We start from the raw sequence: 14696 nt of genomic DNA, 5'->3' as shown, positions 1-14696 counted from the left end.
ATAAAGGCCAGTTATGTCTGTTAGTCTTTGGAAAAACTGCACCCTAGCGCCAACCGCGCAGCCGGATGAACTCATCACACAAGCCTGCATAGTGGTCAAAGATGACCAAATCCAATGGTTAGGTCCGCTTGATCAACTACCAGTGTCCTATCAGACTCCACACCAAACCCACGACTTACAAGGGCGTTTGGTCACACCTGGGTTAGTGGATTGCCATACGCACTTGGTGTTTGGGGGGCATCGAGCCCGAGAGTTTGCGCTACGTTTAGCGGGAGCCTCTTACACAGAAATCGCCCAACAAGGCGGTGGCATTGTCTCTACAGTAAATGCCACGCGCAGTCTAAGTGAAGACGCCCTTTACCACCAAGCTTTACGCCGTTTACACGCTCTTATGCACGAAGGCGTTACTGCGGTTGAAATTAAATCAGGCTATGGTTTAGATCTAGAAAGTGAAGCCAAAGCGCTACGTGTTGCTCGTCGATTGGCTCAAAACTGCCCTGTAACAATCAGCACAACCTTTTTAGGTGCCCATGCCCTACCGCCTGAGTACACAGGACGTGCCAATGAATACATAGACCTAGTTTGTGATGTCATGATGCCGCAGCTAGCGGCCGAAGGTTTAATTGATGCCGTAGATGTATTTTGTGAACACATCGCCTTCAACCTAGCACAATCAGAACGAGTTTTTAAAACAGCACAATCGCTAGGCTTGCCCGTGAAGATGCATGCCGAACAACTGTCAAATATGGGGGGCTCGGTATTGGCTTCTAAATACCAAGCCCTCTCTACCGATCACTTAGAGTTTTTAGACGAGGCCGGCATTCTTGCCATGAAACAAGCTGGCACGGTAGCCGTACTTTTACCGGGGGCGTTTTACTTTTTACGTGAAACCCAATTACCACCTATAGAGCTTCTACGTCGCCATCAGGTGCCGATGGCGATTTCCACCGACAGTAACCCAGGCACCTCACCTTGCACTTCACTGCTGTTAACAATGAATATGGCCAGTACGCTTTTCAGACTATCCGTACCCGAAGTGTTAGCTGGAGTTACCCAACACGCCGCCCGTGCACTGGGTCATCCAGACGTAACAGGTCAACTAGCAATAGGCCACAAGGCCGATTTTGTGGCATGGGATATCGATGATTTGGCTGAACTGGTGTACTGGATGGGTTTAGAGCGCTGTGCACTGGTGGTGCGCCACGGTGCGATCAGCGTGGATCGGAGATCTGTATGAGCCATCGTGTTATTGCTCCTTGGGCTCGAATTAACCACCATTGGCATCCCCATGTGCTCTTAGCGTGGGATCACAACGGCACGTTAACAGAGGTTAATCTCAACCCCGATACTCCGACTCGCACCACCCTGCCTCATTTAGCAGGCCCAGTCATTACGGGTATGCCTAATCTGCACTCACATGCATTTCAAAGCGCCATGGCAGGATTAACGGAATACCGCGGTCAGGCCCAAGACAGTTTTTGGAGTTGGCGCGACCTTATGTATCGTTTTGCCGCACAACTGCAACCCGAGCACATCGCCGCCATTGCCAAATGGCTTTATATTCAAATGCTCAAAGCCGGTTATACCTCTGTGTGTGAGTTTCATTATGTGCACCATCAAAGCGATGGCACACCATACGCCTCCTCTAGCACCTTAGCGCATGCGGTACTGCAAGCAGCTCAACAAAGCGGCATTGGCATCACTATGTTGCCAGTGCTGTATCAATACAGTGGTTTTGGTGCCCAAACGCCGCGTGCCGATCAACGACGTTTTTTAAACCATCCTGAGCAACTGTTAGACATTCTTCTTGAGCTGCAAAAAGACCTTCCTGCGAACGCACACCGTGCCTATGGCGTTGCACCGCACTCGTTACGTGCTGTGTCGCCAGAAAGCTTGCAACAAATGGTGCAGTTAATGGATGCTCATTTCCCGAACAGCCCAATTCATATTCACATTGCCGAGCAAATGGCTGAGGTCGAAGCCTGCGTGGCACAACATCAGCAACGTCCTGTGGAATGGCTATTGAACCAGTTTGATGTGAATCAGCGGTGGTGTTTGGTACACGCTACTCATTTAGATAGCTCGGAAACCCGCCGTAGCGCCGCCAGTGGTGCCGTCGCAGGCTTATGTTTAACCACTGAGGCCAACCTTGGCGACGGAATTTTCCCTGCTCAAGCGTATTTGGCTGCTCAGGGTCGCATTGGTGTGGGCTCTGACAGTCACATTGCGGTGGACTGGCGCGCGGAGTTGCGCTTGCTGGAATACGGTCAACGGTTAAGGCATCAGCAACGCAATGTGCTTTGTTCCGAACAGCAGCCTTCGGTCGCTGATTATCTATTTGATGCCTGCATCAGCGGCGGTGCTCAGGCTTCTGGTCGAGCCATTCGAGGCTTGCACGTGGGACAACAAGCGGATTTTCTTGTACTAAATACGGACGATGTGATTTTAGCAGAGCACACCCCTGAAACATGGCTTGCTGCGCTGGTATTTAATGAGCGCACCGGTAGCCAAGCCATTCGGGATGTGTATGTAGCAGGCCACCCTGTCATCCAACAAGGTCGCCATGCTCACGAGGACGAAGCTTGGCACAACTACCGCAACAGCTTAGGTCATTTACTGCAAAACTACTAAGGCTAACGACTATGGAACATGCTCCTTTACTGCACCAAGGCCACTCCCCCTTGTTAATTTCTATTCCTCATTTAGGTACCCATATCCCAGATGAGCTACTGGCAACCATGACCCCTGTAGCACAACGCCTAGACGATACCGATTGGCATTTGGACCAGTTATATGGTTTTGCAGAGGAATTAAATGCCTCCGTTTTAAAGCCTGTTTATTCTCGGTATGTAATTGATTTAAACCGCCCGCCTACTGATCAGAACCTCTATCCTGGTCAAAACACCACTGGTCTATTGCCCGTTGACACCTTTAGTGAAGAAGCGCTTTACCTAGAGGATCACCTGCCTAACGACACAGAAAAAGAGCGCCGACGCCAAGCCTATTGGGAACCCTATCATCGGGCCTTACACGATGAAATCGCACGGATTAAACGCCAGCATGGCTATGTGTTGCTGTGGGAGGCTCACTCAATTCGGGCTTATATTCCTCGTCTATTCGAGGGCCGCCTGCCTGATTTTAATTTTGGAACCGCTAATGATCACAGCGCTTTGCCCGGCTTGGCTGAAGAGCTCGCTCAACTAGCAGGCAAAGGCCCCTACAATGCCGTAGCCAACGGTCGTTTTAAAGGCGGCTACATCACTCGTCATTATGGTCAGCCTGATCAAAACGTGCATGCGGTACAGCTAGAGTTGACTCAACTCAACTATATGGACGAGACCCCGCCTTATGCCTATGATACGGCTCGTGCTGCTCAGCTTGCCCCAGTTATTAAAGCGTGTTTAACGCATGCCCTAAGCCGCTTGGCTGATCACTACCGATCGGTTACCTAAACAATTAAAGGCAGCGCAAGCTGCCTTTAATTTTGAGGACGGGCATGCCTACATAGTTTGTAGGTTTTTTTATCAAATCGCGCGGAAAACCCCGCCGTTCAGGGCGGAGAGGAATAGCGCGGACGCGCTAGCGTCTTCGTATCAGCTTGGCGTCTGTTGTTGCTCAATGTATTGTCGGACGATCTCGATAGGCGCACCGCCACAGCTTGCGGCAAAGTAGCTAGGCGACCAGAGGGCACCACCCCATAGTTTGTTGTGAATGCTCGGATACTGCTTTTTGCGAATCATCCGGCTTGATACGCCTTTCAAACTATTTACCAGTGCCGACACGGCGACCTTGGGGGGATAGTTGACCAACAAGTGAACATGGTCGTCCCCACCGTCGAACTCTACCAATTCTGCCTCAAAGTCCGAACAGACGCCCGCAAAGAGGTCACGCAAGTCATCAAGAATTTCTTTGGTGAACACACCACGGCGGTACTTTGTCAAAAAGACCAAGTGAACGTGCATGTTAAAAACACAGTGTCTACCGCGTCTAATGTCGTTGTTTTTCTTCATAGGCCAAGTATAATTCTTAGTATGAAACGATGGCAAGCCTATCGATACGAACTCAAATACGACTAAGTTCAGTTATACCATTCTGGCTAATTTCCTGCCCGCTTGCCGTCAGCTAGACTACAAACTGGCGTGGGTAGGAGGTTGGCTCGTTGTCGCACCCCCGCACTACACCAGTCAGACCTGCCCTGAATGTGGGCATTGCAGCAAAGAAAATCGCCCTACGCAAGCGCAGTTCCGATGTGTTGAGTGTGGTGTAGAGGAAAACGCCGATGTGGTCGGCGCGATCAATGTATTAAGGGCGGGGCACGTCCGGTTCGCCTGTGAAGTGAGCGGTGCAGTAATGCCGCCAGCAGCAGGAACCCACCGAAGCGACTCTGGGACGGCTCAATGCCGCCCTTGAGCGCTGTAGGAATCCCCGGCCTTTAAGCGGGGGAGGATGTCAATTACGCAAAAACGTCAGCCACCGCATCGACCAACTGATTAGAAACCACAAGCTGGTGCAACGCATTAATATCTAAGGCTAAGTAACGGTCTTCGTCATAAAAAGGCACAGACTGACGAATCAGACCATGCACAGCAGTCAGCAATGGTGAGCTTTGTAAAGGTGCGTGGAAATCCACCCCTTGAGCTGCACACAGCAGTTCAATTGCCACAATTTGTGCGGTATTTTCTGCCATGTCCTCGAGGCGACGCCCAGCAAACGTTGCCATACTCACATGGTCTTCTTGGTTAGCCGATGTGGGTAAGCTGTCCACACTGGCTGGATGAGCAAAGGTTTTGTTTTCTGAAGCCAACGCTGCAGCGGTGACGTGCGCAATCATAAAACCTGAATTCAATCCTGCAGAAGGCACCAGGAACGGAGGCAAACCCGAAATGCTGGCATCAATCAGCAATGCCACACGGCGCTCGGACAAAGCACCTATTTCTGCAATAGCCAAGGCCAAGATATCCGCTGCAAAAGCGACTGGCTCAGCGTGGAAATTGCCCCCAGAAATGACCTGATCCGACTCACCGTCTTGCCCCTGAAAAACCAAGGGGTTATCTGTAACTGCATTGGCCTCAATCAATAAGGTAGTGCTGGCTTGTTGAATCAAATCATAAATAGCGCCCATTACCTGAGGCTGACAACGCAAACTGTAGGGATCTTGGACTTTTTCATCATTTTCCACATGGGATTGACGAATAGCACTGTTTGCTAATAGTTCACGATACAGTTTTGCCGCATATATTTGACCGGGCTGCCCGCGAATTGCATGCACGCGCTCATCAAATGGCAAATCACTGCCTTTGGCAGCGTCTACACTAAGTGCTCCAGCCAGAACCGCGTTGTTAAATAAGCGCTCGGCTTTAAATAATCCATGCAATGCCAATGCCGTCGATACTTGGGTCCCGTTAATTAACGCTAAGCCTTCTTTTGCTGCCAGCACAATAGGAGTGATACCTGCTTTAGCCATCGCATCGGTCGAGCTCATTAACTCGCCTTGGTAAAAAGCCTGCCCTTCACCAATTAGCGTTAAAGTCATATGAGATAGGGGTGCCAAGTCCCCCGACGCCCCTACAGAGCCTTTTGCCGGAATATGCGGGATCACGCCTGCATTCACCATATCCAATAAGGTCTGCACTACGTGAGGACGAATACCGGAGTAGCCGCGTGCTAAGCTTCCCACTTTTAGCACCATAATCAAACGCACCACAGCTTCATTCATGGGTTCTCCCACGCCCACCGAATGCGATAAGATAAGGTTTTTTTGCAGCTGCTCTAAATCCTCGTCAGGAATACGTTTTTGGGCTAGTTTGCCAAAACCCGTATTAATCCCATAGGCTGGGTCGCCTTTGGCAATAATTTTTTGCACAATGGCCGACGAAGCCTCCATGGCCGTTACGGCACTTTGGGGCAACACCAAATAGGGGGCATTGTGCCAAACGTGACGAATTTCATCCAAAGTCATTTGACCAGGTTGAATAACTAGCTTTTGTTTCATAATTGTTGCTCGCTATTTAATCATTGGTAGTTTTAGACCAAACTCTTTTGCAGTCTTAATAGCTAACTCATAACCAGCATCCGCATGGCGCATCACACCTGTACCACAATCGTTAACTAATACCCGAGCCAAACGAGCATCTGCCTCGTTTGAGCCATCGGCCACAATAACTAAGCCAGAATGCTGACTATAGCCCATGCCTACACCACCACCATGGTGTAAAGACACCCAGCTGGCCCCAGAAGCCGTATTTAATAAAGCATTTAATAAAGGCCAGTCAGACACGGCATCCGTGCCATCACGCATAGACTCTGTTTCACGGTTCGGGCTTGCTACTGAACCCGTATCAAGGTGATCACGGCCAATCACAATCGGCGCTTTAAGCTCACCGTTACGTACCATTTCATTAAAGGCCAAACCCGCTAAGTGGCGCTCGCCTAGCCCTAACCAACAAATACGTGCAGGTAAACCTTGAAAAGCAATGCGATCTTTAGCCATATCTAACCAACGATGCACATGATGATTCTCGGGGAACAGCTCTTTAATTTTTTGATCTGTTTTGTAGATGTCCTCGGGATCACCAGATAGTGCTACCCAACGGAAGGGACCTTTGCCCTCGCAGAACAAAGGACGTATATACGCTGGTACAAAACCTGGAAAATCAAAAGCATTTTTCACACCATGCTCATAAGCCACTTGGCGAATATTATTGCCGTAGTCGACCACAGGTATACCCATTTCCTTGAAATCCAACATGGCTTGAACGTGCTGTACACAAGACTGTGCCGCATCGTGCTGCAAGCGTGCGTGTTGGCTAGGATCGGCTTGAGCTGCGCGCCATTGCGCTACCGTCCAACCGATTGGCAAGTACCCATTCACTAAATCGTGCGCCGACGTCTGATCAGTAACCAAATCAGGACACAAACCACCGGCCTTGGCGCGACGCACTAACTCGGGAAACACCTCTGCAGCATTACCTAATAAACCAATAGAAACAGCTTCCTTGCGCTCGGTGTGCTCACGAATTAACTCTAGGGCATGATCCAAGTCACGCGCTTGTTTATCTAAATAGCGTGTACGTAAACGAAAATCAATACTGCTTTGCTGACACTCCACATTTAGCGATACAGCCCCCGCAAAACTAGCTGCTAAAGGCTGAGCGCCCCCCATACCACCTAAACCAGCAGTTAAAATCCAACGCCCTTCGAGGGTATCGTTATAGTGCTGACGCCCCGCTTCCGCAAACGTCTCAAACGTCCCTTGCACAATGCCCTGCGTACCAATGTAAATCCAGCTTCCTGCTGTCATTTGACCATACATAAAAAGGCCAGCACGATCTAACTCGTGGAAATGCTCCCAGTTGGCCCACTTAGGGACCAAATTTGAGTTGGCTAACAACACACGTGGAGCATCAGCGTGGGTACGAAATACACCTACCGGTTTACCAGACTGAATCAACAACGTCTCATCATTTTCTAAGTCACGTAACGACTGCAAAATTTGGTCATAGCATTCCCAATTACGTGCTGCACGACCTATACCGCCATAAACCACAAGATGCTTTGGGTTTTCTGCCACATCTGGATCCAGATTATTCTGAATCATTCTATAAGCGGCTTCGGCAATCCAGTTTTTACAATTAAGCGTGGCACCCGTTGGGGCATGGATCTCACGACTCTGGTCATAACGCGGATCCTGACTAGGTACAATATCTGTTTGTTGCAACATGGCGCTCTCCTCCATAGGGCATTTCTTAGATGGCTTAAAGGTTAAAAAAAGCGCATCGGGCAGAGACCTAACGCATCAAATAACCGACAAAGGTAAAAATTTCTTGTAAGCTCATGGTTAATGTATAGGCATTTACATAAATTGTCTATACATATCATGGAAAGCCCTGACACCAGTACTCTTACCACAAGGAAAATACTACAGTCATGAACGTCGATCCCTCCCGTTCTACCTTTAACGAAGCTCAGCCGGCTTATCTGCAAATCAAGAACTTCGTTTTAAATAAAATACAAAGTGGTGAGTGGCAAGAAGGTCACTTAATTCCCACGGAACTAGCCCTTTGTGAGAAATTTTCGGTTTCTAGAATGACAGTGAACCGCGCTTTGCGTGAGCTCAGTAATGATGGTTTATTGGTGCGAATTAAAGGTTCAGGCACCTATGTGGCACAGCCTAAATATCAGTCCACCTTGATTGAAATTCGCAGTATTGCTCAAGATATTCGTGAGCGTGGTCATACTCATCGTAGCCAAGTCCTCAGTATGAACAGCTTAAAAGCCACAGCCAAACAAGCTAAAACCTACGAAATTCCTACGGGCACACCTCTCTTTCACTCGGTCATTGTGCACTTGGAAAACGAGACCCCCATTCAGTATGAGGATCGCTTGGTGGATGCCACCATGGCACCAGATTACTTAGAGCAAGACTGGTCTCACACCACACCCAACGAATACTTAACGCGGGTTGCCCCATTACCTAAAGGCTTCTACACCATTGAAGTACAAATACCTAGTGCAGAAATTGCCCGCGCGCTGCAAATGAAAGCCAATGAACCTTGCTTAGTGTTAAATCGCACCACCTATTCCGGCGGTCACTTCACTTCGTTTGCACGCATGTGGCATCCTGGTGATCGTTATAAATTTGCAGGGCGTACGTAAAATCCACGTGACAAAAAAAACCGACTTGATCATTCAAGTCGGCAAAAAACTCACCACTACAGCAAAACCTACGATTCAATCTCAATAACTACTGCTCCTTTAGGCTTGGCACAGCAAAGTAAAACCTTACCAGCGGGCACATCGTCTAAAGGCGCTTCAAAATAATCCACTTCGCCTTCAACTAAGGTGCACATGCAGCTATTGCAAATTCCCGATCTGCAATTGAAATTGGGCTGTAAACCCGCCTCCTCGGCCGCCACAAGCAGTGACTCGTAATCGTCCTGCCACTGCGCTTGCCGACCATCGGGCAAAAACGTCAGTGTATTGGCAGCAGCTAAAGTCGTATCCGTAGTTGGAATAGGTTGAGACAAAGCCAGTGGTGCAGCCGCCGCTGTCAGAGCAGTAGCCGTTTGCGCCTCTGCCTGCGCATCCGTTATTGTTTGTTCTAACACCGTTGCCGGTCCAAAAAACTCATAATGTATACGCTCGGCGACTACACCTAGTTGGCGTAGCAACGTATAGTTAGCCTGCATGAACCCACTGGGACCACATAGGTAAAACTCATAATCATCCAAAGGCAAATAGCTTTGTAATTGCTCTTTAGTTAATAAGCCCTCGGTAAATGACCATGCTCTTTTACTATCATGCTCTAAAGCAGCACGATACCAAAATAACGCTTGCACCTTGGGGCGTCGCGCCACTAAATCCATCACCTCAGCGCCAAACGCATGCACGTCTCCATTTTCACAGGCATGCATAAAATGCACCTTGCGCTCTGAGTCGTTCACCAAACGGTGCAGCATCGAAAGCATAGGCGTTAAACCTACGCCCCCGCTTAAAAGCACGACGGGCCGCTCAGTGCTTTCATCCAAGTAAAAATCCCCTAAAGGCCCTGCTGCTTGCAACACATCACCGACTTGGACCTGATGATGCAAATAGCTAGAGCCTACGCCATCGGGTACATCTAAACCTGCAGGAGCTACTTCATGTTTTACAGAAATGCGCAACAACCCTAACTGATCTGGGTCCCCCGACACACTGTAATTACGCAATACCGACTGACCATCGATATGAAAACGAAACACCAAATATTGACCTGGTTTGTAAGGCAAAAGAGGGTTTCCATCGGTAGGAGCTAAAAGAAAAGACGTAATGACCTGACTTTCTGCTTGTTTGGCTACCACCTTATACTCTCTAAAGTGTCGTGCCTGACTGGCTGCAGTTGGACTCTCTATGCTCTCGATCATGAAACTCACCTTTTATACTGTAACGGCATTATCTGCTTGCTCACTTTCTATGAGCTGAGCAATTTTACGACGAAAACGCATAGGGCCTGAATCAAGAGGTAAATCTAATGCCGCCGGTTTATGTTTTAGGTTTTTATGGATTTGTTCCAACACCTCTTTATCCTCTAAAAAAGCCGAGCGTACGTCATGGTTAAATATCTCTGACACCGTCTGGTCATTAGGACTGAAATTGCGCAGCTGAAACCAGAAGTAGCGCGTGGTGTTTTCATCTATGGGCGTTAAAAAGTTGTACGAGTCCATTAAAAACACATCATCCGGATACTGACTCGGGTCATCCGTTTGGGTTCCTGTAGGCAAAAATACCGCTTTAATCACCGCCACCGAGGGATAACGCACCTCGTAATGCTGTTTGCGATCACACATCCCACTAAAGCTCACAAACTTCTTATAAAAAGGTGCTACCTCGACCTGAGTTGACCAACGCGACACGGTTACGCCTTGCTCCCCCACCTCAACTTTTAAAGGCAAACCAATAATGTCCGCATTCCCAAAAGACGTTTGATGCACCCACGATACATGTGAGGGATCAAGTAAGTTATCGGTGACATATAAGTAATGGCAATTCAGCTCCATAGCGTCACCCCGATTCACGCCCCAATCAGGGTTATCCCACTCATTAATATGAATCAACTGGGACAGATCTGCCTTGTCAGCATCACCCATCCAAACCCACACCATGCCATAACGCTCAATACAGGCGTAGCTACGCACTAGAGCGCTAGTTGGTATGTGTTTTAAACCCGGTGCTTTAGTACAGACACCGCTGCAATCAAAAGTCAGCCCATGATAACCACACTCAACCTGATCTCCGAGTAAACGGCCTTTAGATAAAGGCAAACGGCGATGTGGACAGGAATCCTCTAAAGCAGCCACCTCGCCATTTTTCTTGCGATACAACACAATGGCTTCATTTAATAAGCGCGTCGCAAACAAGCTGTGCTGAATGTCTTGACTTAACGCTGCCACATACCAAGCATTGCGTACAAACATGGGCTTTCTCCTTTGATAAACGGTCTCCACGCCACTGCCTTCGATGAGACAGTGATCTTTTATAGTTAAACCATTCTAAGCTTAATTTAAGTCAGCAAAATTTGATTTTTGATTAGAAAAACTAAACTGTTTGGGCGGTTATACATAATAAAAAACGCGTCCTTTAAAGACGCGTCTTTATTTAGAAAGCCTACTGAGCAATTAATTAAATGCTATACATGAAATACCCCCTTGCGGCGGGCTTCCTTTAAAACGACAAGCTGACACAGTAGTTCTTCATTTAGCGCTAGCAGTGCCATACATTATCCTTACTGCAAAGAAGGATCTGTAATGACCGCCGTCAGTGACTGCACAAAGTACTCAAGATTGTCCTCATTCAAACCTGGCAAACTGATGCGTCCCGAATCAATGATGTAGACACCATGCTCACTGCGTAAAGCCTGCAATTGTTTTTTGTTTAAGCCGGTATAACAAAACATACCGCGCTGCTTAATAAAGTAGGAGCTATCATAATCTGGGGCTAAAATTTGTAATCGTTCGTAGACTTTTTGACGTAATCCAACAATGCGTTCACGCATTTGATCAACTTGATGGCACCAGGCCTGATAAAGAGCCGGATTTGCCAAAATCGAGGCAATGGCTTGCCCCCCATGAGAAGGGGGATTGGAATAGATACGCCGTGCTACTGCTTTAAGCTGCCCCAGTACACGACTGGCTTCGTCAGCACTTTGACACACCACAGATAGCCCCCCACAACGCTCCGAATAATATGAAAAATTCTTAGAAAATGAGTTGGCGACCAAAAAGGTTAAGCCTGCTTGGTCCATGGCTCGGATAGCAAAAGCATCCTTATCTAAACTGCGCCCAAACCCTTGATAAGCCATATCCACAAAAGGGATCAACTCTAGCTCACGTAAGAGCTCAATAACAGTTAGCCACTGCTCATCGTCTAAATCTACCCCTGTAGGGTTATGACAGCACGGATGCAACAGCACAATACTATGCTTAGGCAGTTGGGCTAGGGCTTTTATCATGCCTTCAAAATCAAGGCCTCGCGTTACGCTATCATAATAACGATATGTATGTGTAGGGATGCCCGCACCATTAAAAATAGCATGGTGGTTGTCCCACGCGGGATCACTGATCCACATCTCACTTTCAGGATAAGCCGCATGAAGAAAGTCACCTCCGACCTTTAAGGCACCTGTCCCACCCAGAGTTTGTATAGTCGCCACACGGTTTTCTGCTAAAGCTGCACTGTGCTCTCCAAAGACCAGTTTTTGCACTTGAGTCCGGTAATCAGCTAACCCCTCAATAGGTAAATAGGCACGCGGTAACGCTTGGTCAGCCCATTGTTGCTCGGCCTGACGCACTACATCCAATAAGGGAAGCCGACCTTGTTCGTCATAATACAAACCCACCGTTAGATTGACTTTTAAGCCACGGGGGTCCGCATGAAACGCCTCGCCTAAACTAAAAATAGGGTCCCCATCAAACGCACGTAAATGTCCAAACATAATGATTCCCTGTGATGACTATATGGTTTACACCACTGCTGTTGCACGCTCGGTATTTTGGGTACAGTTGCGTTCCCAAAAAGCATTGCGTTCAAAATAATTTTCTAAAAACTGAGCTAAACGTGGCTGAGAGCTTTGGGAGAAGACTTCCTGAGGCGAGCCAGTTACCGCAATTTCCCCTTTATCAATAAAGACCACCGTATCAGCGACTTGAGCCGCAAAACCCATTTCATGGGTAACAACTACCATCGTCATCCCTTCCCGAGCTAAGTCTTTCATTACCTGCAAGACCTCACCCACGAGCTCGGGATCTAAAGCGGATGTAGGCTCATCAAACAGCATGATTTTTGGTTCCATCGCCAAAGCACGGGCAATGGCAACACGCTGCTGTTGCCCCCCTGACAAATTAACTGGAAAAGAGTTCACTTTATCGCCTAGACCAACCTTGGCTAGCATTGAACGCGCTTTTTCTTCGGCTTCGTCTTTGGGCATACCTTTTACACGTAACAAGGCCTCTTGGACATTACCCAACGCCGTCATATGCGGCCACAAATTAAATTGCTGAAACACCATACCCACATGGCGGCGCGCATGATTCAACTCGTTGCGACTAGCCTTAACGCGTCGTCCATCAGGTTTGTCTACATAACCTAACAGCACTCCCTCTATTAAGACCTCACCTTGATCGTATTCTTCTAAAAAAGCCAACGAACGTAATAAAGTACTTTTTCCTGACCCAGAAGGGCCAATAATACAGGTCACCTCGGAACGACGTATTTCTAATGAAATGTCTTTTAAGACTTGCACTGAACCATAATTTTTATAAAGGTTTTGAACCTGGACTAGGCTGGGCTCGGTGTAGACTCCATTCACTTTTGCTTCCATCTCTGTCTCCTTTTAGGTTGGGCTGCTTAGCGCGCTAAAAAATGATTGCTGCGTGCCTCTGCCCAACGACCCACTCGTTCTGTTACGGCAACCAAAATTAAGTAAGCAACACATAACAATAAAGTGGTTTCTAGATGCGCAAATTGCTCATTACCAATTTGAACCATCACTGAAGTCAATTCAGGTACTGTCACAATAGATAAAATAGCGGTTTCTTTGCTTAATATAATAATTAAGTTCACTAGTGCAGGGGTAATAATCACCAACATTTGCGGCAGTTTCACACGCCAAATTACATTGAATCTGGACAAGCCTAGAAACTCAGCGGCTTCAATCTGGCCTTTAGGTACGGCGGCAAACCCACCACGAAAAATTTCGGAAAAATAAACACTACCGTAAATCGTTAAGCTCAGAATACCAGCCTGGGTAGCAGATAGATCTAAGCCAATGCTGGGGCCTCCGTAATACAAAACAAATAACTGCACTAAAAACGGCGTGGTACGAATGGCTTCGATGTACACACGAATCACAGCGCGTAACACAGGGCCACCATGCCACTGCAACACCGCTACAACAAAGCCCAAAATCATGCCAAGCACTACAGCGACTAACCACGTATAGATGGTCATTAAAAAGCCCATGCCTATGGCTGGCCAGTATGAATTAAGTACACTGAAATCCACAGCCATTATGCCATCCTCCCGTAGTGACGCTCAGCCCAATAACCTATGACCGATAACACTCCATTAATTAAGAAATACACAAATGCAGCGCCTAAATAGGCTTCCATCGGCGCAAATGTGCTTGCTGCAATATTTTGCGCCATGCGCGTTAGTTCGGTTACCCCAACAATAGAAATCAGCGACGAGGCTTTTACCAACATAATCATTTCGTTGATTAAAGCTGGCATAGTTAAGCGCAGCGCTTGGGGTACTTGGATTCGAACCACCGTGGTGAAACGTGACATGCCTAATAACTGAGTTGCCTCGAGTTGACCTTTAGGAATACCCATAAACCCACCGCGCAATATTTCACCGATATAGGCACCCTCACACAATGAAATCGCTACAATAGCAGCGACCAACGGCGGCACATTAATCCCAATAACGGGTAAAAAATAAAATACCACCATCAACTGCACTAATAACGGAATACCTCTAAAGACAAACACATACCAGCTTGTAATACGTCGCAGTAGGGGTGAGGACGACAGGCTAGCCGAAGCCACCATAACGGCTATCACAAACCCAACTACTAAACCTACCACCGAGACAAACAACGTCATTTTGGCAGCACTCAGTAATAAGGGAGTAGACTCCAGCGCTACATGAAAATCAAACAT

General features: G+C 47.8%; 14 protein-coding genes. 5 read left to right on the top strand and 9 right to left on the bottom strand.

The window, feature by feature from the left end; translation table 11 throughout:
* Positions 1 to 13: 13 nt before the first annotated feature.
* The 3 genes from hutI to hutG are packed head-to-tail and all read left to right on the top strand — an operon-like array spanning position 14 to position 3452.
* On the top strand, positions 14 to 1237 hold the full coding sequence (hutI, locus tag ACBP46_RS01105) for an imidazolonepropionase (protein WP_371014893.1): 1224 nt from the start codon (positions 14 to 16) through the stop codon (positions 1235 to 1237).
* Entirely contained in the window at positions 1234 to 2631 is a 1398-nt protein-coding gene (locus tag ACBP46_RS01100) for a formimidoylglutamate deiminase (RefSeq protein WP_371014892.1), read from the top strand. The genes hutI and ACBP46_RS01100 overlap by 4 nt, the downstream gene beginning before the upstream one ends.
* A gap of 11 nt (positions 2632 to 2642) precedes the next feature.
* Entirely contained in the window at positions 2643 to 3452 is an 810-nt protein-coding gene (gene hutG / locus ACBP46_RS01095; RefSeq protein WP_371014891.1) for an N-formylglutamate deformylase, read from the top strand.
* A 141-nt stretch (positions 3453 to 3593) separates the two neighbouring features.
* Here hutG and tnpA read toward each other — a convergent pair whose 3' ends face one another.
* Positions 3594 to 4010: an IS200/IS605 family transposase gene (gene tnpA, locus ACBP46_RS01090; RefSeq protein ID WP_371014890.1), complete on the bottom strand. Its 417-nt coding sequence runs from the start codon at positions 4008 to 4010 to the stop codon at positions 3594 to 3596.
* A 40-nt stretch (positions 4011 to 4050) separates the two neighbouring features.
* Here tnpA and ACBP46_RS01085 point away from each other — a divergent pair, with 40 nt between their 5' ends.
* Positions 4051 to 4410 (top strand): zinc ribbon domain-containing protein, encoded by a 360-nt coding sequence (locus ACBP46_RS01085; RefSeq protein WP_371015402.1) that lies wholly within the window; start codon positions 4051 to 4053, stop codon positions 4408 to 4410.
* Between the two features lie 43 nt (positions 4411 to 4453).
* Here the strand turns inward: ACBP46_RS01085 and hutH are convergent, their stop codons facing one another.
* Together hutH and hutU are read right to left on the bottom strand one after the other, a co-directional pair.
* Entirely contained in the window at positions 4454 to 5992 is a 1539-nt protein-coding gene (gene hutH / locus ACBP46_RS01080; RefSeq protein WP_371014889.1) for a histidine ammonia-lyase, read from the bottom strand.
* A 12-nt stretch (positions 5993 to 6004) separates the two neighbouring features.
* Positions 6005 to 7720, bottom strand: a complete 1716-nt coding sequence (gene hutU, locus ACBP46_RS01075; protein WP_371014888.1) for a urocanate hydratase — start codon at positions 7718 to 7720, stop codon at positions 6005 to 6007.
* Positions 7721 to 7926: 206 nt separating this feature from the next.
* On the opposite strand from hutU, the gene hutC reads away from it, so the two are divergent.
* Positions 7927 to 8655 (top strand): histidine utilization repressor, encoded by a 729-nt coding sequence (gene hutC / locus ACBP46_RS01070; RefSeq protein WP_371014887.1) that lies wholly within the window; start codon positions 7927 to 7929, stop codon positions 8653 to 8655.
* A 68-nt stretch (positions 8656 to 8723) separates the two neighbouring features.
* Here the strand turns inward: hutC and ACBP46_RS01065 are convergent, their stop codons facing one another.
* From ACBP46_RS01065 to ACBP46_RS01040, 6 genes are all read right to left on the bottom strand, one after another.
* On the bottom strand, positions 8724 to 9902 hold the full coding sequence (locus ACBP46_RS01065; RefSeq protein ID WP_371014886.1) for an FAD-binding oxidoreductase: 1179 nt from the start codon (positions 9900 to 9902) through the stop codon (positions 8724 to 8726).
* A 12-nt stretch (positions 9903 to 9914) separates the two neighbouring features.
* Entirely contained in the window at positions 9915 to 10952 is a 1038-nt protein-coding gene (locus ACBP46_RS01060) for an aromatic ring-hydroxylating dioxygenase subunit alpha (protein ID WP_371014885.1), read from the bottom strand.
* A gap of 308 nt (positions 10953 to 11260) precedes the next feature.
* A complete protein-coding gene (locus ACBP46_RS01055) occupies positions 11261 to 12469 on the bottom strand; it encodes an amino acid aminotransferase (protein ID WP_371014884.1) in 1209 nt (402 codons plus the stop codon).
* A gap of 27 nt (positions 12470 to 12496) precedes the next feature.
* Positions 12497 to 13354, bottom strand: a complete 858-nt coding sequence (locus ACBP46_RS01050; RefSeq protein ID WP_371014883.1) for an amino acid ABC transporter ATP-binding protein — start codon at positions 13352 to 13354, stop codon at positions 12497 to 12499.
* Between the two features lie 26 nt (positions 13355 to 13380).
* The gene (locus ACBP46_RS01045; RefSeq protein ID WP_371015401.1) at positions 13381 to 14046 is read right to left on the bottom strand and encodes an amino acid ABC transporter permease; all 666 of its coding nucleotides are present in this window, start codon (positions 14044 to 14046) and stop codon (positions 13381 to 13383) included.
* A complete protein-coding gene (locus ACBP46_RS01040; protein ID WP_371014882.1) occupies positions 14043 to 14696 on the bottom strand; it encodes an amino acid ABC transporter permease in 654 nt (217 codons plus the stop codon). Before ACBP46_RS01040 ends, ACBP46_RS01045 begins: the two co-directional genes overlap by 4 nt.

Origin of the sequence: Paenalcaligenes hominis (genome assembly GCF_041359055.1) — a bacterium.
GTDB classification, from domain to species: Bacteria; Pseudomonadota; Gammaproteobacteria; order Burkholderiales; family Burkholderiaceae_B; genus Paenalcaligenes; species Paenalcaligenes hominis_A.
This window is presented reverse-complemented; position numbering and strand designations above follow the sequence as displayed.

Excerpts from the sequence above, each read along its gene's own strand:
- ACBP46_RS01065 (WP_371014886.1), bottom strand. The coding sequence starts at position 9,902 with ATGATCGAGAGCATAGAGAGTCCAACTGCAGCCAGTCAGGCACGACAC.
- hutH (WP_371014889.1), bottom strand. The coding sequence starts at position 5,992 with ATGAAACAAAAGCTAGTTATTCAACCTGGTCAAATGACTTTGGATGAA.
- ACBP46_RS01100 (WP_371014892.1), top strand. The coding sequence starts at position 1,234 with ATGAGCCATCGTGTTATTGCTCCTTGGGCTCGAATTAACCACCATTGG.
- ACBP46_RS01055 (WP_371014884.1), bottom strand. The coding sequence starts at position 12,469 with ATGTTTGGACATTTACGTGCGTTTGATGGGGACCCTATTTTTAGTTTA.
- ACBP46_RS01060 (WP_371014885.1), bottom strand. The coding sequence starts at position 10,952 with ATGTTTGTACGCAATGCTTGGTATGTGGCAGCGTTAAGTCAAGACATT.
- hutC (WP_371014887.1), top strand. The coding sequence starts at position 7,927 with ATGAACGTCGATCCCTCCCGTTCTACCTTTAACGAAGCTCAGCCGGCT.
- hutG (WP_371014891.1), top strand. The coding sequence starts at position 2,643 with ATGGAACATGCTCCTTTACTGCACCAAGGCCACTCCCCCTTGTTAATT.
- ACBP46_RS01040 (WP_371014882.1), bottom strand. The coding sequence starts at position 14,696 with ATGTTTGATTTTCATGTAGCGCTGGAGTCTACTCCCTTATTACTGAGT.
- hutU (WP_371014888.1), bottom strand. The coding sequence starts at position 7,720 with ATGTTGCAACAAACAGATATTGTACCTAGTCAGGATCCGCGTTATGAC.
- tnpA (WP_371014890.1), bottom strand. The coding sequence starts at position 4,010 with ATGAAGAAAAACAACGACATTAGACGCGGTAGACACTGTGTTTTTAAC.
- hutI (WP_371014893.1), top strand. The coding sequence starts at position 14 with ATGTCTGTTAGTCTTTGGAAAAACTGCACCCTAGCGCCAACCGCGCAG.
- ACBP46_RS01050 (WP_371014883.1), bottom strand. The coding sequence starts at position 13,354 with ATGGAAGCAAAAGTGAATGGAGTCTACACCGAGCCCAGCCTAGTCCAG.